At 64.2% G+C, this 22295-nt stretch carries 19 protein-coding genes; 1 reads left to right on the top strand and 18 read right to left on the bottom strand.

What is annotated here, in order from left to right; translation table 11 throughout:
- Positions 1-290 precede the first annotated feature (290 nt).
- The gene (locus KMZ29_RS08070; protein ID WP_249779856.1) at positions 291-4334 is read left to right on the top strand and encodes a VCBS domain-containing protein; all 4044 of its coding nucleotides are present in this window, start codon (positions 291-293) and stop codon (positions 4332-4334) included.
- Positions 4335-4414: 80 nt separating this feature from the next.
- Here KMZ29_RS08070 and hypF read toward each other — a convergent pair whose 3' ends face one another.
- From hypF to KMZ29_RS07980, 18 genes are read right to left on the bottom strand one after another with little or no spacing between them, the layout of a single operon-like run.
- Positions 4415-6769 carry a carbamoyltransferase HypF gene (gene hypF, locus KMZ29_RS08065; RefSeq protein ID WP_215623215.1) on the bottom strand — a complete coding sequence of 785 codons (2355 nt, stop codon included), beginning with the start codon at positions 6767-6769 and terminating at the stop codon, positions 4415-4417.
- Positions 6770-8221, bottom strand: a complete 1452-nt coding sequence (locus KMZ29_RS08060) for a nickel-dependent hydrogenase large subunit (protein WP_215623214.1) — start codon at positions 8219-8221, stop codon at positions 6770-6772.
- A complete protein-coding gene (locus KMZ29_RS08055; protein WP_215623213.1) occupies positions 8218-9246 on the bottom strand; it encodes an NADH-quinone oxidoreductase subunit B family protein in 1029 nt (342 codons plus the stop codon). Before KMZ29_RS08055 ends, KMZ29_RS08060 begins: the two co-directional genes overlap by 4 nt.
- Entirely contained in the window at positions 9227-10615 is a 1389-nt protein-coding gene (locus tag KMZ29_RS08050) for a sensor histidine kinase (RefSeq protein ID WP_249779931.1), read from the bottom strand. Before KMZ29_RS08050 ends, KMZ29_RS08055 begins: the two co-directional genes overlap by 20 nt.
- Before the next feature lie 27 nt (positions 10616-10642).
- A complete protein-coding gene (locus KMZ29_RS08045) occupies positions 10643-12130 on the bottom strand; it encodes a sigma-54-dependent transcriptional regulator (RefSeq protein ID WP_215623212.1) in 1488 nt (495 codons plus the stop codon).
- Positions 12127-13839, bottom strand: coding sequence for an enoyl-CoA hydratase-related protein (locus tag KMZ29_RS08040; protein ID WP_215623211.1), 1713 nt, complete (start codon positions 13837-13839; stop codon positions 12127-12129). The genes KMZ29_RS08045 and KMZ29_RS08040 overlap by 4 nt, the downstream gene beginning before the upstream one ends.
- Positions 13840-13843: 4 nt before the next feature.
- Complete coding sequence (hypE, locus tag KMZ29_RS08035; protein WP_215623210.1) at positions 13844-14893, bottom strand: hydrogenase expression/formation protein HypE; 1050 nt, start codon at positions 14891-14893, stop codon at positions 13844-13846.
- Positions 14890-16050 carry a hydrogenase formation protein HypD gene (gene hypD / locus KMZ29_RS08030; RefSeq protein ID WP_215623209.1) on the bottom strand — a complete coding sequence of 387 codons (1161 nt, stop codon included), beginning with the start codon at positions 16048-16050 and terminating at the stop codon, positions 14890-14892. The genes hypE and hypD overlap by 4 nt, the downstream gene beginning before the upstream one ends.
- Positions 16047-16301 carry a HypC/HybG/HupF family hydrogenase formation chaperone gene (locus tag KMZ29_RS08025; protein WP_215612934.1) on the bottom strand — a complete coding sequence of 85 codons (255 nt, stop codon included), beginning with the start codon at positions 16299-16301 and terminating at the stop codon, positions 16047-16049. The genes hypD and KMZ29_RS08025 overlap by 4 nt, the downstream gene beginning before the upstream one ends.
- 12 nt (positions 16302-16313) lie before the next feature.
- Entirely contained in the window at positions 16314-17273 is a 960-nt protein-coding gene (gene hypB / locus KMZ29_RS08020) for a hydrogenase nickel incorporation protein HypB (protein WP_215623208.1), read from the bottom strand.
- Positions 17273-17614, bottom strand: coding sequence for a hydrogenase maturation nickel metallochaperone HypA (gene hypA / locus KMZ29_RS08015; protein ID WP_215623207.1), 342 nt, complete (start codon positions 17612-17614; stop codon positions 17273-17275). Before hypA ends, hypB begins: the two co-directional genes overlap by 1 nt.
- Complete coding sequence (locus KMZ29_RS08010; RefSeq protein ID WP_215623206.1) at positions 17614-18792, bottom strand: nickel-dependent hydrogenase large subunit; 1179 nt, start codon at positions 18790-18792, stop codon at positions 17614-17616. The genes hypA and KMZ29_RS08010 overlap by 1 nt, the downstream gene beginning before the upstream one ends.
- The gene (gene hybE / locus KMZ29_RS08005; protein ID WP_215623205.1) at positions 18789-19388 is read right to left on the bottom strand and encodes a [NiFe]-hydrogenase assembly chaperone HybE; all 600 of its coding nucleotides are present in this window, start codon (positions 19386-19388) and stop codon (positions 18789-18791) included. Before hybE ends, KMZ29_RS08010 begins: the two co-directional genes overlap by 4 nt.
- Complete coding sequence (locus KMZ29_RS08000) at positions 19381-19614, bottom strand: rubredoxin (RefSeq protein WP_215623204.1); 234 nt, start codon at positions 19612-19614, stop codon at positions 19381-19383. Before KMZ29_RS08000 ends, hybE begins: the two co-directional genes overlap by 8 nt.
- Positions 19611-20447 (bottom strand): hydrogenase expression/formation protein, encoded by an 837-nt coding sequence (locus KMZ29_RS07995; RefSeq protein ID WP_215623203.1) that lies wholly within the window; start codon positions 20445-20447, stop codon positions 19611-19613. Before KMZ29_RS07995 ends, KMZ29_RS08000 begins: the two co-directional genes overlap by 4 nt.
- Entirely contained in the window at positions 20444-20908 is a 465-nt protein-coding gene (locus KMZ29_RS07990) for a thioredoxin domain-containing protein (protein WP_215623202.1), read from the bottom strand. Before KMZ29_RS07990 ends, KMZ29_RS07995 begins: the two co-directional genes overlap by 4 nt.
- Positions 20909-20921: 13 nt before the next feature.
- Complete coding sequence (locus KMZ29_RS07985; RefSeq protein WP_215623201.1) at positions 20922-21236, bottom strand: HypC/HybG/HupF family hydrogenase formation chaperone; 315 nt, start codon at positions 21234-21236, stop codon at positions 20922-20924.
- Positions 21236-21904 carry a HyaD/HybD family hydrogenase maturation endopeptidase gene (locus KMZ29_RS07980; protein ID WP_215623200.1) on the bottom strand — a complete coding sequence of 223 codons (669 nt, stop codon included), beginning with the start codon at positions 21902-21904 and terminating at the stop codon, positions 21236-21238. The genes KMZ29_RS07985 and KMZ29_RS07980 overlap by 1 nt, the downstream gene beginning before the upstream one ends.
- Between the last annotated feature and the right edge of the window lie 391 nt (positions 21905-22295).

Genomic DNA, 22295 nt, shown 5'->3' with positions numbered 1-22295 from the left:
GCACCGAAGAACGTCACATTCACATATTTATGAACTCCAGCGATTTCTGACAGGAAAGTACTGCGCCTCACGACGGGACGATGGTAATTCCTGCTACCTCGACATCGCGTTGAACGCGCCGCCTTTCTGATCGGATTGGATTATTTGGATCAGGACTATTTGGATCAGGACGTTGCGGCCGGCTAGCCTGGCAGCGCCAAGTATTTAGACGTCCTGGCGCGGGCAAAGCTAGACCAAAAGACTGTGGCATCACGCTAGACCTGAGTACTCGGCAGGCGAGGTCGAAGCCAATGCTTGTTGTGTCCAGCCTCGAGTCCGGGGACGAAGGTAAGGCCGTTGTGGCCCTCCTTCCCCAAGTCATCGGCAATATTCAGACGGCGATCGGCCGTGGCACCCTCAGACGTGCGAGCGGCATTGCCGTTCAGGTCATGGTTGGCGATCCCGTTTACCAGGGTGACGTGATCGAGACTGCAGCCGGCGGGCGGATCGGAATTCGCTTCATCGACGGCACCGTGTTCACCCTATCCTGCAGCACTCGCGTGGTGCTGAACGAATTCGTCTGCGACTCCACCGGCACTTCGCATTCGGCCCTGTTCGGGGTGGCCAGAGGAGCCTTCGCCTTCATTGCCGGCCAGCTAGCAAAGACCGGTTGCCTCAAGGTCGACACCCCTTTTGGAAGCATTCGGGGCCGCGCCCATACCGGTGGGATCGGCATACTGACGCTCACAGCGCTGACCTTCTCAATGATGAAGGAAGTTCAGGCCGCGGACCCGAACGTCACATTCCTGGATGACGACATCATAACATACAAGGATCTGGAGCACGGCGCATTCGAGCTCGTAACCAAGGAGGCAATCCCGCGACACTTCTTCGTTGAGGATCCTGGTGCAACAATCGTCCTGCGCCCGCAGGGTTCCACAATCAGCGTGAACCAAATCACAAATTCTGCCACGCGAATGGCGGAATTGCAGGCGGCCCAGCAGGAAGTGCTCGCCACCTTCGCGAAAGGACCGGGGTCGACCGGGTCGAGCACACCCCCTTTCGTCAATCCGCTGCCGCTGCAGCCAATCAATTTCATTCAGACTGACGGCTCCTCCCCGGCGCAAAATTCGCTCCCGCCGCTCCCGTGGGTCTTCGCCTCGGTTCCCGAGATCATTTTCGGACGTCTGCCGCCCCCGCCGCCGACACTGACTGCTTTGACGGGGCCGACCGAAATCGACACCGTGGCATTTGACGTCTTCGCTGCGACGAGCGGCACTTTCGTTGCCAGCAGTCCCAATAGCGACGCCACACTGATTTACGGCATCAGCGGGGGGACCTCCGGCACTACAGTGCTGGGTGGGGTGACATATGATGTATCGAATACCGGTCCCTACGGAACGCTTTACGTCAACAGCATGACCGGAGCCTATACTCTCGTTCCGGACAGTGGCGCGATCAATGCGCTGACGACGCCCACGACCATGAGTTTCATTGTCACGGTGTCGGACGGCACGCTCTCGTCCGATCAGACCTTCACGATCGCCATCAACGGCACCAACGATGCGGCCATCATCTCCGGTACCGCGACCGGCGCAGTGATCGAGGCCGGTGGCGCCGCGCATGCCACGCCCGGCACACCGACCGCGACCGGCACGCTCACCGACATCGATGTCGACAATGCGCCCAATACCTTCACGGCGGTTAGCGCGCCAGCCGCGAGCGCCGGCGGCTACGGCACCTTCACGATGACGGCGGCTGGCCTGTGGACCTACACGCTCAACGAAGCCAACGGCGCGGTGCAGGCGCTCAATGTCGGCGACACGCTGACCGACTCCTTTACGGTGACCACCGTAGATGGCACTGCCCAGGTAGTGGTGATCACCATCGAGGGCAGCAACGATGCGGCCATCATTTCCGGCACTATGGCCGGCTCGGTGATCGAGGCTGGCGATGCGACATGCGGCACGACAACCGCGACCGGCACACTCACTGACACCGACGTCGACAATACAGCCAATGCCTTCACGGCGGTTACATCGCCGAGGGCGAGCGCGGACGGCTACGGCACCTTCACGATGACGGCGGCTGGCGTGTGGACCTACACGCTCGATGACGCCAACTGCGCGGTGCAGGCGCTCAATATCGGCGACACGCTGACCGACACCTTCACAGTGACCACCGTAGACGGCACCGCCCAGGTGGTGCTTATCACCATCAACGGCAGCAACGATGCGGCCGTCATTTCCGGCACCACGACCGGCTCGGTGATCGAGGCCGGCGGTGCTACGTGCGGCACGCCGACCGCCACCGGCACACTCACTGATACCGACGTCGACAATACAGCCAACACCTTCACGGCGGTTACATCGCCGAAAGCAAGCACCGGCGGCTACGGCACCTTTACGATGACGGCGGCTGGCCTGTGGATCTACACGCTCGACGACGCCAACAGCGCGGTGCAAGCGCTCGATGTCTGCGCCACGCTGACCGACACCTTCACCGTCACGACCGTGGACGGCACCGCTCAGGTGGTAACGATCACCATCAACGGTAGCAGCGACGCTGACCCCAATGATTTCGACTGGTTGGCCACCGGGAAGGAGGTAATATCCGATCCGCCGCACGTCTATGGAACTCCCGGAGGTGAAACCATCGCGGGAGGCGGTAACGACGGCCAAATAGTCTATGCGGGCGCCGGTAATGACACCATCAACGGCACCGGCAAATGTGACCTTCTCTACGGAGGGTCCGGCAACGATACGTTGAAAGGCAATGACGGGGATGACACGATCTATGGCGGGTCAGGACGCGACACGATCAACGGCAATAACGGGTGCGATATCATCGTCGGTGGATATGGGGCGGACAATCTCACAGGCAGCAATGGAGACGACCGCTTCGTCTATTTGTCCGTAGCGGATTCCAACGCGGCCCGGTTCGACACCATCTCCGATTTCAAATCGGGATCTGACAGGATCGACTTAACCGCGCTCGGTGGGCTTGCCTTCGCTGTCTTGGCATTGACCTCGACGAGCACCTCCGTACCGGCCCACACCATCGCATGGCTCTATGACAGTACGAGCAATCAGACTATCGTGTACGTCAATCCGACAGATCAAACCCTGAGTATCGGCAGCTCTGCTCTGCTGGAAATCCATTTGCAGGGGATCGTTACCGTTGAGTCGTCGGATTTTGTCTTCGTGGCGCCGACGGCGTCGGCCGAGGTAACAGGCGAGCCGATCAATCTTGAATTGGTCGTAACGGCAGAAAACGACGGGGCTGCCGTCACGATGACCAGCGCCGACATTCCGTCCGACTGGACCGGCAATGACGACGCGCTCCTTACCGACCAGAGCTGGTCGTTGCAAACAACCGCCGTTAGCTACGGCTTCGATGTCGATCAAGACCCGATTGGATTGATCGGCTACGCCATATCTGCCAGCTTCGCCGAAGCCCGGGTGCACGCGACCGACGATGCCAGCGGTAACACCACCATCACTCCGGCAAATGGACGATCAATCGTACTGGAGCGCGTTCACGTTACAGCGGCGACGGAGAATGACTTCGCGTTCGATCACGCGCCGGTGCTCGACATCGCCGGTACGACGACGATCGCCGACGCTGCCGAGTTGAACCGCAACGCGCACGGCATGGCGTCGGATGGAGTTGGCTGGATCGCACAATCGCACCACAACTGGAACAGCCATTCCGGCACGCATTCCGTCGCCACGTCGAACAACGAAGATCATACGAATTCCCAAGGCGACCATTTGAGCGACGACGGATTGATCCCGACAAACGACCGCGCGATTCATGCCACCAACACTCATGTCCATACGATCGATACCGACTCAGACGTCCTGCATCGCCCGGCAGTCCTGGGAGCGTCGGGGAATCACGGGCTAATGCTTGCGAGTTCGATCGCGAATTCGGCGGTCCCGTTGAGCGGCGACCGCACTGAGACGCCACTGGGCGAAGCAAGCGGACACGGCGCAGCCGCCATGCATGGCGCCAGCGTACTGGATTTCGAGGCCCCCTCAACCGCCGATGTGGTGTTTGGCGCGAGGGCAGCCGGCACGCTCGGTCTTGGAGACTCATTCCACTTCAATGACGCAATTTCCGATTTGGACGGTTCAGACCTCGTCGATCTCGCCGATGTGGATCTTGCCGCTTCGCCGATCAGCCATCGCGAAGATGCTGCAGGAACCCGCGGATACCATGCGGCGTCAGACGGAGCACAAGCGATTGAGGCGTCTCTGCTGGAGCCACACTCAGCTGACCATTTCAATCTCGTTCCGGGGCGGGCGGCGAGCGCTGGCGCTACTCATGCGATGCACGATCTGATGGTGTGACGGAGTTGCCCTGCGACTCATCCGCGGTTGGCCCGAAATCCCGCGCGTGACCATGTTTCCCTGCCCAAGTGACCCGCCAGTTAGCGGCAAAGCGCACGTGCCGCAGCGATTGCACCCTGTCCCAGCGAGATGCCGCCGTCGTTGGCGGGCAGAAGCCGGGGGCTCAGCACCCTCAGACCACCCGCCTCGAGATTGGACGTTACGGCTTCGAGCAACAGACGGTTCTGGAAGACTCCCCCGCCCAGGACGATGGTGTCGATGCCGCGAACGCCTGCAAGGCGCGCTGCCATGGATGAAAGGGTCAGCGCAAGCCCCGCGTGAAACCGCGCGGCGATGCGCGGCGTCTCGACGCCCCGCGCCAGGTCGGCGAGCAGGTTGCGCCACATCGCCGTCCACGAAATCAGTTCGATTTGGCTATTGGCAATCTGGCCGACATATTCGTCGCCGGGTTCACGTTCTTCCGTCGCCGCGAGCGCCTCCAGCCCGATCGCTGCCTGGCCCTCGTAGGAGCAGGTTTCGGGCGCGATTCCGAGTACGGCCGCGACCGCATCGAACAGCCGCCCTGCCGAGGAGGCCGGCGGTGCGTTTAGACCACTGTCCATCATGGCCTGCAAAGTCGCGACGGGTTTTGCCGAGAGCTGCCGCGTGATGGCTAGATCGGGATATCGACTGCAAACATCGTCCCAGCCGATGAACTGTGAGAGATGTGTAAAAGCATTGCGCCATGGCTCACGCATGGCGCGCGCACCACCGAGCAGCGGCACCGGCATGAAACTCGCCAGGCGCTGGGCTGAGACGTAGTCGGCAAGCATGATCTCGCCGCCCCACAGCGTCCCGTCCTCGCCGAGCCCAAGGCCATCGAGGATGATCGCCAGCGCGGGCGGCGCATCGAGCGCGACGCGGTGCTCGGCGAGGCAACTTGCGACGTGGGCATGGTGGTGGGGGATGCGGACCAGTAAATCGCCATCCTGGCGCGCACATGCCTCACCCCATTGCGTCGAGAGATAACCCGGGTGAGCATCCACGGCGACGAGCGCCGGCGAAAAGCAATGTAGTTCGCGATAATGCGCCAGCACCTTGCGATAGTCGGCATGCGTGGCCGCGTCCTCAAGGTCGCCGATATGCTGGGAGACGATCGCACGGCCCTCGCGAACGAGGCAGATCGTCGATTTGAGTTCCGCACCCATCGCCATCACCGACGGCGCATCGGCGAACCCATCGCCGAGCTGAATGGGTTCTGGCGCGTAACCACGGGCGCGGCGCAACAATCGAGGTGCAGAGGACATCGACCGCACGACGGAATCGTCAAGACGGCTGACGATATCGCGGTCGTTCAGGAGCCAGAGATCGGCGATGCCGGCGAGGCTCGCGAGTGCTTCGTCGTTGGCGATCACCTGCGGCTCGTCGCTGCGATTGCCGGAGGTGAGCACGATCGGCGCGCAGAGATCCGACATCAGCAAGTGATGCAACGGCGTATAGGCGAGCATGAATCCGAGACTCGACTGATCGGGCGCGATCGACGGAGCGAGCCGGCCCATACCATCGTGTGCATCGAGGATGACAATCGGCGCCGCGGCACTCGCTAGCACGGCACGGTCGTGGTCCGCGATGCGGGCATATTGCGAGACCATATCGATGTCGCGCGCCATCAATGCGAATGGCTTCGCATAGCGGCGCTTGCGGGCCCTCAGCCTCGCAACAGCATCCTCATTGGTGGCATCGCAGGCCAGGTGAAAACCGCCAATGCCCTTGACGGCGACGATGCGCCCGTCGCGAATGGCGGCAGCCGTCGTCCGAATGGCATCGCCGGCCGATGGCAGTTCGTTGCCTTTCGCATCCGCAAGCCAGACGCGCGGACCGCAATCGGGACAGGCATTCGGCTGGGCGTGGAAGCGCCGGTCGTCCGGATCTTCGTACTCGGCCAGACAGGTCGGACACATGGCAAAGGCGGCCATCGACGTGGTGGCGCGATCGTAGGGAATCGCGCGGATGATCGAAAGCCGCGGACCGCAGTGAGTACAATTGGTGAAAGGGTAGCGATAGCGCCGGCCGGCGGGATCGAATACTTCCGCAAGGCAATCGGGACAGGTCGCCGCATCGGCAACGACGCCGGTGCGGACCGGGCCTGTGTTGCTCCCGACAATACGGAAATCGTTGCCTTCCGGGCCGCCCGGCAACGGCTGGCGCACGATATCGTCGATGCGCGCCAGCCGCGGCACATCCCGACGCAGCGAGCGCGAAAAGCCATCGAGCGCGTCCGGCGGGCCCCACGCGCGGATCAACACGCCCTCCCCGTCGTTCAGCACCTCGCCACGAAGCCCGAACGACGTGGCGAGCCGCCAGACCGCAGGGCGGAATCCGACACCCTGCACCAGACCGCGCACGCGGTAGGAGACACCCGCTTGCGTCGTCGATACTGGTCGGGCCCGCGCCATTCAATGCACCGTGCAGACCATGCATGGATCGAACGAGCGCACGATATGCTGCACGGCGACCGGTTCGATCTCGCCCTCGCGCACCGGAGCGTCGACCAGAGCCTGTTCGCAGACGCCGGGAACCCCGTTTTCGTCGCGGGGCGAAAAATTCCAGGTGGTCGGCGCGACGATCTGGTAATTGGCGATGCGCCCGTCGCGCACTTCCATCCAGTGGCCAAGCGCGCCCCGCGCCGCCTCGACCAGCCCTTCGCATTCGCCATCCGGCGGCATCGCGGCATGGGCGCAGAATGGCTCGCGTGGACGGATCGTGCGCACCCACGCTTCCATCAGCGGCACGATCCGGGCGATCTCCAGCATGCGGGCAATGATGCGGGTGCGGGCATTGCCGCCGCCCCTGGCGACGAGATCGACGATCAGCGGATGACCGTCGACGATCTGGCGGGCCAGGGCACCGACCTCGACCACGGAACCGGCCAATCGCGGCGCCTTGCACCAGGTGTAGCCGCCCGGCGCATCGGGCTCCGGCAAGGTGAGACCATGGGAGGGATGAGCGGGAGCCGCAGGCCGCGCCAGCCATGACGAGGCATGATCCTCCGCAATCTCCGCGGAACGAAACGCACGGGGACGCCCCGCCTCGACAATGCCACGTCTGAAAGCATGTCCGCCGTTCATGCCATAGGCGCCGTAGCTCAGATAGCGCCCAGTGCCGCGTCCAAGCTTGTCGAGCCCCATCACCTTCGACACGACCAGAAAATGGCGGAGGTCGCCCCGCTCGGACGGAGCCGCGTCCATCCACGCATCGAGAGCTGCTTCGCTGTCGAGCGCAGTTACCTGCTCCAGCGTATCGGCGAATAGCGAGGTTTCGAGAAACCTGCGCAGGGACGCAACGGTAGCCAAGAGGCGCACCTGCTCGCTGCCCCCGACCGCCCGCGTCGTTCCACCGGGCTGAAGCCCCAGCGTATGCGGCCAGCGTCCGGCAAGTATCCCCATCAAATGCAGAAACTCCGCACGCGCCGGAAGAACCTCGCGCGCCGCCGTGCCGCTGACCGCCTTGAACCTGGCCTCGGCAGCGCCGAACCACGGCTCGGCCCGATACACCGCCCGCGCGAAATCCGGCATGAAGAACAAGTAGAAATGCGTCAGGTGATCGGCGGTATTTTCGGCCGCCATCACCAGGTTCTGGACCAGTGCGCCATTGTCCGGTATCGCGACCCCTTGCATCGCCGCCAGCGCGCTGGCCGCCGCCATCGACTGCGATACCGAGCAGATACCGCAAATTCGCGGCGTATAGACCAGAGCATCGCTCGGGCTCTTGCCGACCAGGATCTGTTCGAACCCGCGAAACAGCGGAGAGTTGATGAAGGCCGCGCGCACCGCTCCCCCATCGATATCGAGTTTGATCTCGAGATCGCCCTCAACCCTGTTGAACGGCCCCACGACCCGGCGCGTCATTTCTGGTGTTTTCCCTGGCGCCCCACCGGCGGCACCACGATGTGATCGGCGACGGCATTCTTCCGGAGCCGTTCCGGCGTTGCGGCCTTGGAGAGGGAGGCCAGCGCCACGAACCACGCTTTGGGCATGTCGGTCGGAAGACCGACCGGGATACCGGCGCGCTTCGGCGTTAGCGTAAAGGGATGATCCAGTTCCTCGAATCCGGGCTCCGTGCAACTGATGCAGGGATAGCCGCCGCGCGTGCACGAGCCCTCTCCGTTCCAGAGCCGGATATTGCAGTCGGCGTGAACCTGGGTGCCCATGCAGCCGAGATGCTCCATCATGCATCCCATCTCGCTCAGATTTCGCGCGCTCGCCTTGAACTCATAGAATTCGTTGCGGGTGCAGCCGTGATGGACGAGATGATCGGCATAGAAGCGCGGCCGGCCGATGCCGTCGAGGTCGGCTTCCGTCAATGTGCCACCCGCCAGTTGCAGGAAGGTTTCGACGACCCACCCCGGATGAACGGGGCAGCCGGAAACATTGATCACCGGCAGTCCGGATCGGGCACGGAAGCGCGGTCCGAGCAGCCCGCCAGGCTCGCGCCCGTCGTAGACAAGCCCACAGGCGTCCGAAGGATTGTCGCCCGCCGCCGTGATGCCGCCGAAGGCCGCACACGTTCCGACAGCGACGACGTGGTTCGCCAGCGGCGCCAGATCGGCTATCAGATCCTTCATCGGACGCTCGCTGCCCGAGAGCATGTGAAAGCGCCCGGTCCCGCGCGGGCCACGGATTACCGAACCTTCGAGGCAGAGGATGTCGAGCGGCTCCTCACCCGAAATCAGGCGCGCGAGGAGTTCGTGCAGTTCGAATCCGGTAGCCTCGCTGAGCGAGGGGTGCCACGCCAGATCGATGCCGGCGATATCCAGCGCGGTCAGCAGGTCGGGGGACTCCGCACCGATCAGCGAGAGCGTACAGCCGCCGCAGCCGCCCGATTGCAACCACAAAAGGTTCAGGCGGCGAGGCTTACCAGGAAGGTTCTGCATCGGGCACCTCCTGCGCCGGCAAACGCAAGGTGAAGACTGCGCCGCCGTCCTCGTGATTGGCGCCGTCGAGTTGCCCGCCCAACTCCTCCGCGAGGCCATAGCTGACATAAAGGCCAAGCCCGGTTCCCTTGCCGATCGGCTTCGTCGTGAAGAACGGCTCGAACAGCCGCTTCATCACGACGGCCGACATGCCGGGACCAAAGTCGCGCACGCGCACCACCACCCATTGGCCCTCGCGAGCGCCACTGACCACCAGCTTCGGTACCGGCTGTTCGGCCATGACGTCGATGGCGTTTTGCACGAGGTTGACCATGATCTGATGAACCGGCCCGCGCCGGCTGACGACCTCGAGCCGGTCAGGCAAATCGAGCACGACCTCCGGCTTGATCCGCGTCGTCTTCACCACCCAGCTGATCGCCGTGCGAACCACGCGGCTGACATTGAAGTTCTCCAGCGGCTCAGTCTGGGAACTGGAGAATCGGCGCAGATCCTGGACGATTTCGCTCACGCGTTCGGCGCCCTCGAGGGTGCCTTCCACGAGCGGGCCGACGTCGAGCAGGATGCGGTCGATCTTCAGGGAACTGCGCAACTTGAGCAGTTGGTCCGGGCTTTCGCCCCGGTCGATCGCCTGAAGATATTTGGTGAGCCGCCCGCCATAACGCTTCAGCGCATGCATATTGCCGAACACGAAACTGATCGGATTGTTGAGTTCGTGGGCGACGCCGGCGACGAGACGGCCAAGTGCAGCCATCTTCTCGGAGAACACCAGCTGCTTCTGCGCCTGACGCAGATCCTGATGAGCGGCGGCGAGTTCGGTATAGGCGCGACGCAGCTCGCCGACCGGACGGCCGATCAGCACGAGACCGACGAAGCGCCCCTTGTGATCGCATCGTGACGAGCAGCTCATCGACAGCAGCGTGGGCGTCCCGGTGCTGTCGATGAACGAAACCTCGCAATCTCCGAGGCCCACACCGCCATGCAGCTTCGAGCGCAGCTCGTCGAACAGCGGCTCCTGGCCGGGAGCCAACAGCACCTCCAGCGGCTGCCCGGTGAGCGACTTGCCGCTTTGCCCTGTGAGCCGCTCGAGCGCCCGATTGACCTGTTCGATGCGGCCCGCCCGGTCGCAGACGATCAGCACGTCGGTCATGGCAGCGACCACGCTGTCGATGAACTGGCGCGCCTCCTCCAGCTCGGCGTTTTTCTGCTCCAGTTCGACCTGGGATTGAACGAGCTCGGAATAGACCTCGTCCATCTTGCGGATCACGTCGATCCAGGCGTCCTCGGACGCCGGCGACAGCGCAATGGCCTCGGCCACGCCGGCCCGCTCGATCAGCCCGGACGGGCCGTCCTTGTCATGCGGCGTCAACACGGACAAGTCCCGATACTCCTCTGCCACTCAGGAGGCCGCCTTGCTGCGGGAGCGCGGATCGATCGGTTCGATCTTCTCCAGCCCGTAACGCTCGAGCTTGGCCCGAAGCCCGACGCGAGACAAGCCGAGTTCCTTGGCTGCCCGGCTTTTGTTCCATTTGTGGCGGATCAGCGTTTCCTTCAGTATGCGGGCCTCGAGTTGCTCGATGCGCTCTTTCAGGGGACCATCGAGGCCAACCAGCATCGCGACATCCTCCGCCTCATCCTCGGGAGCCGCGCGCAGTATCCTGCGGGATAGCAGCTCCGCACCGAGCGGCCCGTTCTCCGGCCCCATGACCAGCAGATGCTGGATCTCGTTCTGCAGTTCCCGGACATTCCCCGGCCAATGATAGGCCTCCATGCAGGCGAGCGCCTCATCGGTGAGGCCCTCGACGTGCTTGCCAAATTGCTTCTGTGCCTTCTCGAGCAGCATGCGCGCTATGATCGGGATGTCCATCGGGCGGTCGCGCAGTGCCGGAACATGAATGGTGACAGCCGCAAGACGATAATAGAGGTCCTCACGAAAGCGTCCCTCACGCACTTCCTGCTCCAGGACACGATTGGTGGCGGCGATCACACGAACATCGACCTTGCGCGACGCGCCGCGGCCGACGGGGCGGATCTCGCCCTCCTGCAGCACGCGCAGCAGCTTGGCCTGGAACGCCGGCGAGATCTCACCGATCTCGTCGAGAAACACGGTGCCGCCGTCGGCGCGCTCGAACAGCCCGGTATGATCTTCGACGGCACCGGTGAACGCACCACGCTTGTGACCGAACAGCTCGCTTTCGAGCAATTCATCCGGCATGGCGGCGCAGTTCTCGACGACAAACGGCTTGTTCCAGCGCAGGCTGTTGTAGTGCAGGGCGCGGGCGACCAGTTCCTTGCCGGTACCCGATTCGCCGGACACCAGCACCGAGACGTCGAAGGGCGCGACGCGCAACAACCGCTCGCAAACCTCGTTCAACGGACTGTCGGCGGCCCGGACGATACCATCGTCGCTATGATACTGCGCTTTCAGCTCTTGCCGGCGAGAGGCGACGACTCTCTCCGCCCGTGTCGCCGACATCTTCAATTCGACGGCAAGCAGTTCGTTCTCGCGCTGCAGGCGGTACAGACGAACGGCATTCTGGATGGTGAGGATCAGGGCCTCGGGTTGCCAGGGTTTTGTTACGTACTGGTAGATACCGGCATCGTTGATGCCGCTGATGATGTCGTCGGCGTCGGTATAGCCGGAGATGATCATGCGCACGGCGTCCGGCCAGCGCGCGCGGACGGATTTGAGAAACTCCACACCCGTCATATCCGGCATACGCTGGTCGCACAGCACGACCTCGACGATTTCGTTTTCCAGGATGGTCTCGGCGTCATGAACGGTGACCGCCGTGCGGATGTCGAAGTCCTCCTCGAGGATGCGCTGCAATGCCTCGACGCTGCGCAACTCGTCATCGACGACGAGGACGGTTGGTAATTGGGTCATGACGCCATCCTCCGAGGGAACAGACATCGTCGATCGCGATGACGCGCGATGGTTATCGGCGTCCGGGATTTCGCAACCTTGCGCACGAAATTCGATCGCGCCACATGGTAGCTCGGATCGAAGCCGTAGAAATTGCGGCGCATGTGCTCGAGCTCCTCGGCGCGATAGAGTGCGAGCGGCTTGTCGGCCTCGTCGGCGTCACGGAGGCGGACCTTGCCGGCGATGCGAGCCGACCAGTCGGGCGCAGCGGCGAGCGCCTCGGCACGCGCCATCACCGCGCGGGTGAACGACGCTCGCGCCGCCGCAATACTGTCATCGGCCAGACCCAGCGCGACCGCTTCGGACACCCCGATCGGCAAACGCGCTTCGGTTACGTTTCGGGCGGCGGCGAGCCCGGCCCTTCGCGGCAAGAGATAGGTCCACAATTCCGACCCGAACAGATTGCCCATGTCCTTGTAGTGCGGATTGAGCACCACGCCGTCGCGCAGCCATACAAGATCGGCGGTGCGCGCGAGAAACACGCCGCCGGCGCCGGCATTGCCGCCGAGTGCGGCGACGGTCAGATGGCTCCGGGTGCGCACGATGGCCTCGGCCAGATCGTCAAGCGCGTTGATATTGGCCCACGACTCGTCCGCCGGACTGCGCGCCGCCTCGATCAGGTTGAGGTCCATGCCGTTGGACCAGAACTCCGTACCGCCGAGCAGCACGATGACTTTGGTAGGACGTCTGGTCGCCATGAGATAGGCGGCCAGCAGGCGCCTAGTCGCCTCGGTGCCCATGGCCCCGTTGTAGAAGTCGAAATGAAGCATGCCGACAGCGCCGGCCTCACGGTAGGCGATCTCGCCGAAGCCGGCCGGCGTATCAACCGGGACAGCGGGCAATCCTGCGACCTCACGCGCCAGCACGTGGGTTGCGGGCAGCTTGAAACGATGTTCGCCGGCCGGCTCCCGAAGGTGGCCGATCCACACCGCTCCGTCGATCGTCGCGCGCGCGACGGCAGGACCCGACCGCGCCACGACCGAACCGGGCGGCCCGCCCAAACCCGTCGCGGCCTTGGCGTTGTAGAGATGGACAATGCGGTCGAACAGCCGGTCCCGGACGCCGGGATTGCCGTCGCCGCTACGGATCTTCGCCAGCACGCGAGCCGTCGTATCGGAGGACCAGTCGATGGCGCGATCGGCCTGACTCATTGCGGGGCGCTGGCGGCCGCGTACCCCTGCTGCCGTGGGGTCGACGCGCTGCGACGTGAATCCGCCCTTCACGAAGCGATCGACCGCCTCGAGCACGGCCGCAACCGCCGCCTCCGTCACTTCGTTGCGATAGAGGCTCGACTTGGCTGCGTCCCGCATCGGGAGCTCGCGCCAGGCCCACACGGGGCCAGCGTCCATCTCCGCTTCGGCCTGCAACACCGTGACGCCCCAACTGGTCTCCGCGTCGAGGATCGCCCAGTCGAGCGACGAGGGCCCGCGATCGCCCCTGATACCCGGATGGACGATGAAGCACGGCACCTGACGCCACACACTCTCGGCGATCGCCCGCTTCAGGAACGGCGCGATGACGAGATCGGGACCGGCGAGCTCGACGGCCTCGCGCGTCACGGCGTCGTTGATGTCGAGCTCGACCGTGACGTCATGCCCCCGCTCCCGCAGCTCGACGAACAGCCGCTGCGCGAGGCTGTTGAAAGCATGGGTGAGGAGCAGGATGCGCATGGCGTCAACATATCCTTGGCAGTTGTTCGCCGGCGAGCCAGTCGACATTACGTTCGCCGCCGAACGCAGTCCGCATCTGGACGAAAGCGAGATCGTCGGCGACGGCCTCGCCGATCTTCGCCGCCTCTTGCCCGAGAGGATGGGCGCGCATGACGGCCAGCAGGCGATCGGCGTCGGCCGGCGCGCAGATTGCGATGAGCTTGCCTTCGTTGGCAATATAAAGCGGATCGAGGCCGAGCAGCTCGCATGCGGCCCGCACGTCGGCTTTCATCGGGATCGCCGCCTCGTCGAGCCGCAATCCGACGCGCGATTGCTGGGCGATCTCGTTCAGTGTGGAGGCGAGCCCACCCCGCGTCGGGTCGCGCAGCACCCGGATGCCCGGCACGGCCGCCACCATGTCGGCAACGAGACCATGCAGCGCGGCGCTGTCCGACACGATTTCGGTCTCGAAGGCCAGGTTCTCGCGCTTCGACAGGATGGCGACGCCATGATCGCCGATGCTGCCATTGAGCAGGATGACGTCGCCCGGTCGCGCCTTGTCGCCCGAAACATCGACGCCTTCGGGAACGACGCCGACCCCGGTCGTGGTGATGAACACCCCGTCGCCCTTGCCCCGCTCGACCACCTTGGTGTCACCGGTGACGATCGGCACGCCAGCGAGCCGCGACGCCGCCGCCATGGAGACGACGATGCGCTCGAGATCGGCAAGCGGAAAGCCCTGCTCCAGGATGAATGCCGCGGACAGATAGAGCGGACGGGCGCCGGCCATGGCGACGTCGTTGATGGTGCCATGCACGGCGAGCGAGCCGATATCTCCACCGGGGAAGAAGATCGGCGAGACCACGTGCCCGTCGGTACTGATGACCAGACGGCCGGCAGGCGGCTGAAACGCCGCCTGGTCGTTGCCGGCGCGAAGCATCGGGTTGTCGAAGTGTCGCACGAACAAGGCCTGCACCAGTTCGGCCGTGGCCCGGCCGCCGCTGCCGTGCATCATATCGACGGATCCTGAGAGCGGGATCGCGCCCCCGACAAAGCGAGCATCATGCGCGGTCATGCGGCGGCCTCCGTGGAGCGTGCGGCCGGCCGGGTCTGTTGACGGAAGCGGCCATAGGTCCAATAGGCGGCACACGCTCCTTCGGAGGAGACCATGCACGAGCCGATCGGGCTCTCCGGCGCGCAGACCGTACCGAACAGCTTGCAGTCAGTGGGCTTCTTGGCGCCGCGCAGGATCGACGGGCACTCGCAGCTCTTGGCATCGCGGGCGGGTTTGGTCTCGACGCCGAACCGCAGCTCGGCGTCGAATGCGGCAAACTGCGGCCGGATGCGCAACGCGCTGTAGGGTACAAGTCCAAGCCCGCGCCACTCGAACGAAGACCGCAGCTCGAAGACCTCGGCGACCAGCGCCTGCGCCTTGCGGTTGCCTTCGCGCGTGACGACACGGGCATACTGATTCTCGACCTCGTGCCGGCCGTCATTGAGCTGGCGGATGATCATCAACGTCGCCTGCATCACGTCGAGCGGCTCGAATCCGGCGATCACCACCGGACGCTGATACTCCTGCGCGAAGAACTCGTAGGGCTGACTGCCGATCACGGAGCTGACATGCGAAGGTCCGAGGAAACCGTCGATTGCCACCGTGCCGATTTCGCGCACCTCGGGGCTTTCGAGGATATGCGTGATCGCCGCTGGCGTCAGCACGTGGTTGCAGAACACCGAGAAGTTCTTCAGGCCGGCCGCGGCGGCCTGCTTCAGCACGACAGCCGTCGGCGGCGTCGTCGTCTCAAATCCGATGGCGAACAGAACCACTTCGCGATCGGGATTTTCGACCGCGATGCGTAGCGCATCCTGCGTCGAATAGATCATCCGGACGTCGGCGCCTTCGGCTTTGGCCTTGAGCAGGCTGCGCCGCCCGGTGGCCGGCACCCGCATCATGTCGCCATAGGTACACAGCGTCACCCTCGGATCGCCGGCGAGTTCGAGGGCGTTGTCGACGCGGCCGATCGGCAGCACGCAGACCGGACAGCCCGGACCATGCACGAAGCGCAGATTGGCCGGCATCAGATCCTGCACACCGTAGCGAAAGATTGCATGGGTATGCCCGCCGCAAAATTCCATGACATTGTAGGTGTGTGACGGATCGGCCTCACGGGCGATGGCCGCGGCCAGTCCCTGCGCGAGATCGCCGGCGCGGAACTCATCGACATATTTCATGGCGCGCTCCCTTCGGCGAACTCGGCTTCCGGATTCTCGCCCGCTTCCCGCATCAGGGCAAGCGTGCGATCGGCCTCTTCCGGCGACAATCGATGCAATGCGAACCCGACATGGACCAGCACGAAGTCGCCGACCGAAACCTCGTCGAGCAGCGCGACGGAGATTTCCTTCTTTACCGGCCCAAGGGCGACGACCGCCATCTCGCGGCTCTCGTCGATCGATACGATCTCGGCGGGCAATGCCAGGCACATGCGTCAAACTCCCTATAGTGCCGCTGCCTTGACCTCACCATTGGGGAAGGCGAGCGTGCGCGCGGCCTGCAGCCACGCGATCCACGCCGCCATGCCCGTCCCGGTCCTGGCCGAGACCTCGATGACCTTGATCCGCGGGTTGACCTTGCGGGCGTTGGCTACGCAGGCCTTGGCGTCGAAATCGAGATGCGGCAGCAGATCGACCTTCGACAGCAGCATCAGGTCGGCGGATGCGAACATGTCGGGATATTTCAGCGGCTTGTCCTCGCCCTCGGTCACGGACAGCACGACGACGCGGTGCGCTTCCCCGAGACCGAAGGCCGCCGGACAAACCAGATTGCCGACGTTTTCGATGAACAGCACCGCGCCGTTGGCGGGCTGCAAGGTCTCGACGGCATGACCGACCATGTGGGCGTCGAGATGACAGCCCTTGCCGGTGTTGATCTGGAGTGCCGGAACGCCCGTCGCGCGGATGCGTTCGGCATCGTTGCTGGTCTGCTGGTCGCCTTCGATCACTGCGACGGGCGCTTGAGTCTTTAGCAGTTCGAGCGTGGCGACGAGCAGCGTGGTCTTGCCGGAGCCCGGACTGGAAACGACGTTGAGAGCCAGGATACCGCCAGCGTCGAAGCGGGCCCGATTGGCGGCGGCATAGGCATCGTTCTTCGCCAGGATATCCTGTTCGATTTGCACCATACGGGTCTGGCTGAGACCGGGCGCGTGGGCGCGGGCCGGGCCGGCGCCGAAATCGATCACCGCGGGCCCGTGATGGTGATGGTGATGCTGATGTTCGTGATGATGATCATGATGAGGACCATCGTGATGGTGATGCCCGTGACCATCATCGTGGCTGTGCCCATCATGGTGCTCGTGGCTATGCACGGTGCCATCGGCATGGGTGTGCCGGTGAGGCTTGGCCTTCGCCGCGCCTTCGATGGTGGTTTCGCCCGTCGCGCATCCGCAAACTGTACACATCAGTCGACCTCCAGCTCCTTGATCCTCAGTTCATCCCCCGAGGTCATCTGCAATTGATGGCCTCCGCATTCGGGGCAGGCGTCGAAACGCCTGGCGACCGCCACACTCTTGCAACACGGCAGACACCAGGCCTGTGCGGGACTTGTCTCGATTTCCAGCCGCGCGCCGTCCGCCAGCGTTCCCTTGACCACGACGTCGAACGAAAACCGCAGCGATTGCTCCTCGACGCTGGCCAGCGGGCCGATTTCCAGCCAGACGGTCCTGACGCGCGTGTAATCCTGCCGGCGGGCCTGCTCCTGCAGCGTGGTCAGAATGCTTTCGGCCAGCGCCATCTCATGCATCAGTGCACCGCAAGACTGTATTCGACGCAAGGGTCGAATGCCGTGATCATCAAATCCGCCAGGCCGCGCGCATCGCTGCGCCCGCTGCCCGCGATCAGCGCGAGGGCCTGCGCCGCAGCGCCCTCGGGGTGAAAGTTCCATTCGGTCGGGGCCACGATCAGATAGCGCTGCACTACACCGTGCTGGATCTCCACTCCGTGGATCAGCCGGCCGCGCGCCGCTTCGCTGCGCGCAATACCGACCCCCTCCCCGCATGCGTCGTCCGCCTCGTCGCCTTCGCTCCCGGTGTTTTCCCCCTCGATCAGGACGGTCATCCGATCCGGGAGGCCCGCGAGCTCGACGAGGCGCGCGACGAGACGCGCGCCGATGCCATGTCCGCAGCCATAGCCAAGCGCCTGGATCAGCGGATGCCGGGCCTGCCGCGACAGCGCCGTGGTCTCCCGCGGGCGTCCCTCCCAGGTCGGCAACGCAATGAAGCGTTCGGCGTCTTCGCCAAACAGTGCGCCGGCGAGCTCCACGTCATCGATGTCCGGCACGGCATCAATGGAAACCGAACCTACCTGCAGGGCGTCGGAGCGGAGGATTTGCTGCAACAGAAGCTGGGCGGGTAACATTCCCGCCTGCGCCCAGTCTTCGATATCCGCCAACGTGCTCCGCGCGAGCCAGGTCTCCGCCGGTTCGCCTAATACCGCTATCTCCAGGAGATCGCAGAGATCGTCGACTGCGCTTTCGACCGCTGCGATATCGCAGGTGGCCATGCTGCCGGGCTCAAACACCCTTCCGCCACTCGTCAACGCCCGCCGGAACCGCTGGTCGAGCCCCATCACCCGGCGCAACATTGCCGAATCGGTCGCCATCGCCATGCAGCGCGGCCAATCCATCACCACCCGCAACAGATGTTCACGGGCGGTTTCCGCCAGCATGAGAATGTCGCGTATCCGCCTGGTTTCGAATGATGTTGCGATGCCGAGCGCGCGCTCGCACGCCGTCGCCGCCGCCGTGCCCTGCGCCATGCCGCAAACGCTGAACACCAGTGGCACCAGGCTGGTGACTTCGGCCGGCCGGCGGCCGCGGAACATCCGCGTCACCCCGTGCGGGCGGCGCGAGGCAATTCGGGCCGAGGCCGACGAGCCCGACCGGCACGTGAGATTGATATCCAGGCGCCCCGCAATCGTCATGGCTCGACAACCTCGGATTCAGGATTGCGGCCGAACAATAGACCGCGCCGCGACAGCTTCCCAGCCTCGATCGCCTCCCCGCCGGGACGGGAGCGCGCTGCAGCGGCCTGTTCCGGCGACCCGGCATCGGTGGCCCGGGGCGCATCTGGCGCCAGACCGGCGTCGAACAACACCGCGATCGCGGATTCCGCGGTGATCACGGCCGCACCGTGGCTTTCGAACTCCAGCACCGGCGAAAACAGCGAGCACATCTGATAGCGCCCCAGATCGCCCTCCTCGCCGAGGATGAATTCGAAACATCCGGCGGGAAAGCTGTGGGCGACAGTGCTGCCGAGTTGCAGGGTGCAGTAGTTTTGCGCCTGTTCGGGCGTGCGCGGCAGCAGCATCATATTGATGAACCACGGCGTTACCAGCGCCGACAGCCAGCCAGCCTCCACCGCGCGCGTCCCGACGGCCTTGATTCCAAGCGCGGCGTTGAGAATTGGCACGTCATGCATCCGCTCGCGATGCACCCGTTCGAAGGCAGCCTCAAGCCCGGCGGCGACCGCGTGCAGCTCCGCGTCCGTCGGCCTGGGATCGAGCCTGAGGTCAGCCATGCGCTTCATCGTCGAGTACCAGAAAGCCGTCCTTGGCGCCGTCGCAGTTGGGACATGTCCAGTGCTCCGGCAACTCGGTGAAGGGTGTACCGGCCGGGATCTGCCAATAGGTGTCTCCCTCCGCCGGATCGTAAACGTACCAGCAGATCTTGCACTCCAGCCGCGTGGCGTCGTCGATCTTGGCGTTATCGCCGCCGAACGAGCCTGCGAAAAAATGATCGCTCACTGGTAGACGTCCAGAATCTCACTCAGCCGCTGCGCACTGTCCTCGAGATCCTCCGGCGCCGCGCAGGCCACGCTCGGGATCTCGGTGATCTCGATCGTGTTCAGGATGACCGCCTCGCGGGAGTTGAAGTAGCGCACATACCAGCCATTGCGCGTTGCCGTCGATGAAATGCGGCAATTGCCGTAGCCGCGCGACAGGATCGTCACCGAGCCCGGTCCGAGCCGCGCATCGAGGTAGCTGACGTCCTCGTCGCTGAGCGGCAGCAGGCTCAGATTGATGACATGGGCGTCGACGCCCGGCCGCCAGGCGGCCAATTTGTCGGTCATTTCCGTGACCAAGGCCGGCGCATTGTAGACCATGGCGGGCAGCGGTCCGTCGTGAGACCTCAAGGCGGGCGCCGTGACATCCTGAGCTGACAGCAGCACGCAGCGGGGAAAGCCGCCGACCTCGATCGTGTCCCTCTGCAGACGGCCCACCTCATCCAGCTCATGAACGCGCCACACGCCAGCCAGAACCGATTCCTGCGCCTGGATGGTACTGCCCGCGACGATGCTGACCTCGCCGTCGCCGAGGACCTGATCGACGAAAGCCCGGTTTTGCCTGTCGAGGCCGCCGAGGTCGAAGCTCGCGCTTTTCCCTTCGGCGAGCGTATCGCGGACTTCGGCCAGAAGGGCGAGCGCCGAATCGATGTCCTCGACTTCGTCCGGCTCCGGCACTGCGGGCATGGCGTAAGTCCGCATCGCCTTCGGCATTTCCATGTAGGCGAGTTCGGCGCCGTCCGCGTCGGCCGGCTGGGTTCCGGGTCCGACGATCCCCATGTTGATCCCGCTCATGCGACTTCTCCCGAATGATCGTGGCTGTCCGGTCCGGTTGCCCTCAGATGCGCGGCGATACTCTCGGGCAGATTGAAGGGCGGCGGCTCGCTGGGGCTGCACGCCAGAATGGCCTCGATCTCGGTAAAGTAATCCTGCCAGTCGAGCAGCCGGGTGATCGCACCGAGATAGCCGCGCCGCCGCAGAAACACGAAAGCCGGAAAGGTCTTGAAGCGGAAGCGCCGCTGCAGCGCACGCTCTGAGGCCTTCTCGACCAATGCCGGCGCCAGGCGCCCGTCGAACGGCTTCATCAACTCCGCAACGATGACGGCGGCATCGTTGCTCTCGACCAGGCGGTCGGCATCGCCGGGAAAGAACAGCAGGGAATGCTCGTGGGCATCGAGAAAGGCGTCCACATTTGCCTCGCCGACCAGGCTGAACCCGTGCCTTTCAACCAGCGCGTCAATGAGGGGCGTCGACATCGGCAATATCCTTTCAGGATGACGGCAGGTGAATTTGGAGATGGGGCGGAAGTTCGGGCTCGCGGCCGGCAAGGTCGGGAAAGAGTTCGTCGATGCCTTCGGTGTTCCCGGCGAGAGCCAGCCTGAGCGCAGCGAGCGCATTGCCGATGAGCGACGCCTGTTCTGATGTCACCACCTCCCGCGCGGCGTCGAGAAAAACCAGAACCCAGGTCCCTTCCGGCTGGTCGCCGACAAGGCGCATGTCGACCTCGCGGCTCTCGCCCGCGGCTTCGCAGACGGCGTATCCGGATCCCGGCCTGATCACTTTCATGGGCACGCCGATGCACATCACCGCGCTCCCTGCATTTGCGGCGGCTGTTGATCGGCAGCATCGGTCTGTTCCGTCATGACCAGCACGCGCGGATCGCCGAAGCGACAGGCATCCTCGGCGGAAGGCCGCTGCGCCTCATAGCGCGACATCACCATGTGTTCGCAGGCGAGCGTCTCCGTCTCCGGCAGCGGAACGTCGCGCAGACGGCCGCCGATCCCGAAGCGGGCGAGGAAATCGATCGCGTGCTGGATCGCCGGACCGATACGCGCCTTCATCTCGTCGCGCAGCGAGCCGCCGAAGTCGTCGAGTTCCACCGGCTGCACGCCGATCAGATACAGGTGCTGCGTCGCGCCGCCGAGAAGTTCGGCCGTGGCCAGTACTTCCTGAAATCCGGTCTGGTGCAGGCTGATCTTTTTTGCGCCGAGAAACTTGGGCACCTCGTCGCCCTCGACCAGCTTGATCGTACCGGGCGGCAGGCCGTAATCGACCGCATCAAACACGATCAGGATATCGGCCTCGCGCACATGCTGCACGAGATAGAGGCCCTGCGTGCCGCCATCCATCAGGCGGACATTCCCGGGCCACTCATAATGGCGGTGCATGGCCTCGACGGCCCGCACACCAAAGCCCTCATCGGCCCACAGCAGATTTCCGATCCCGATGATCAGGACCTTCGGCGTTTCCATCGCACGCCTCCTCGTTCTTGATTGCCGAGCGTTGCGTAACAACCGGTTAGCAAGGGTCGGGCCATCGGAGGGAACGACAGCAAAAGCAACGGCTTAGCCTTGATTCGAGGAAGCGATTGCAGGGATCGATGCAAGCAACATTGTCATCCGCCATCCGGATCTGGAAAGTTTCCTTCCAACATCGGATCGTTCATCGGGGCAATTCCCGCGGGACCCTCTAGCCGCAAGCCTGCGTGATCAAATCATTTCCAGGGTATCCGCCGTTTTGGCGCATCTGCTGACATGCGCCCCGCAGGTAGTGCAGCCCGCTGCAAAGCAATCGGGGCGCGTGAGACGCGCCCCGTGCCGATATCTTCCGCAATGAAGAACTGTTGCGGGCGCGCGACGCCAC

Source organism: Bradyrhizobium sediminis, from assembly GCF_018736085.1.
Lineage (GTDB): Bacteria > Pseudomonadota > Alphaproteobacteria > Rhizobiales > Xanthobacteraceae > Bradyrhizobium > Bradyrhizobium sediminis.
Note: the sequence above shows the minus strand (reverse complement) of the source record. Positions and strands in the feature narration are given on the sequence as shown.

What these genes read in the sequence shown, in the direction of transcription:
- KMZ29_RS08070 (WP_249779856.1), top strand. Translation starts at nt 291, where the DNA reads ATGCTTGTTGTGTCCAGCCTCGAGTCCGGGGACGAAGGTAAGGCCGTT.
- hypF (WP_215623215.1), bottom strand. Translation starts at nt 6,769, where the DNA reads ATGGCGCGGGCCCGACCAGTATCGACGACGCAAGCGGGTGTCTCCTAC.
- KMZ29_RS08060 (WP_215623214.1), bottom strand. Translation starts at nt 8,221, where the DNA reads ATGACGCGCCGGGTCGTGGGGCCGTTCAACAGGGTTGAGGGCGATCTC.
- KMZ29_RS08055 (WP_215623213.1), bottom strand. Translation starts at nt 9,246, where the DNA reads ATGCAGAACCTTCCTGGTAAGCCTCGCCGCCTGAACCTTTTGTGGTTG.
- KMZ29_RS08045 (WP_215623212.1), bottom strand. Translation starts at nt 12,130, where the DNA reads ATGACCCAATTACCAACCGTCCTCGTCGTCGATGACGAGTTGCGCAGC.
- KMZ29_RS08040 (WP_215623211.1), bottom strand. Translation starts at nt 13,839, where the DNA reads ATGCGCATCCTGCTCCTCACCCATGCTTTCAACAGCCTCGCGCAGCGG.
- hypE (WP_215623210.1), bottom strand. Translation starts at nt 14,893, where the DNA reads ATGACCGCGCATGATGCTCGCTTTGTCGGGGGCGCGATCCCGCTCTCA.
- hypD (WP_215623209.1), bottom strand. Translation starts at nt 16,050, where the DNA reads ATGAAATATGTCGATGAGTTCCGCGCCGGCGATCTCGCGCAGGGACTG.
- KMZ29_RS08025 (WP_215612934.1), bottom strand. Translation starts at nt 16,301, where the DNA reads ATGTGCCTGGCATTGCCCGCCGAGATCGTATCGATCGACGAGAGCCGC.
- hypB (WP_215623208.1), bottom strand. Translation starts at nt 17,273, where the DNA reads ATGTGTACAGTTTGCGGATGCGCGACGGGCGAAACCACCATCGAAGGC.
- hypA (WP_215623207.1), bottom strand. Translation starts at nt 17,614, where the DNA reads ATGCATGAGATGGCGCTGGCCGAAAGCATTCTGACCACGCTGCAGGAG.
- KMZ29_RS08010 (WP_215623206.1), bottom strand. Translation starts at nt 18,792, where the DNA reads ATGACGATTGCGGGGCGCCTGGATATCAATCTCACGTGCCGGTCGGGC.
- hybE (WP_215623205.1), bottom strand. Translation starts at nt 19,388, where the DNA reads ATGGCTGACCTCAGGCTCGATCCCAGGCCGACGGACGCGGAGCTGCAC.
- KMZ29_RS07995 (WP_215623203.1), bottom strand. Translation starts at nt 20,447, where the DNA reads ATGAGCGGGATCAACATGGGGATCGTCGGACCCGGAACCCAGCCGGCC.
- KMZ29_RS07990 (WP_215623202.1), bottom strand. Translation starts at nt 20,908, where the DNA reads ATGTCGACGCCCCTCATTGACGCGCTGGTTGAAAGGCACGGGTTCAGC.
- KMZ29_RS07985 (WP_215623201.1), bottom strand. Translation starts at nt 21,236, where the DNA reads ATGTGCATCGGCGTGCCCATGAAAGTGATCAGGCCGGGATCCGGATAC.
- KMZ29_RS07980 (WP_215623200.1), bottom strand. Translation starts at nt 21,904, where the DNA reads ATGGAAACGCCGAAGGTCCTGATCATCGGGATCGGAAATCTGCTGTGG.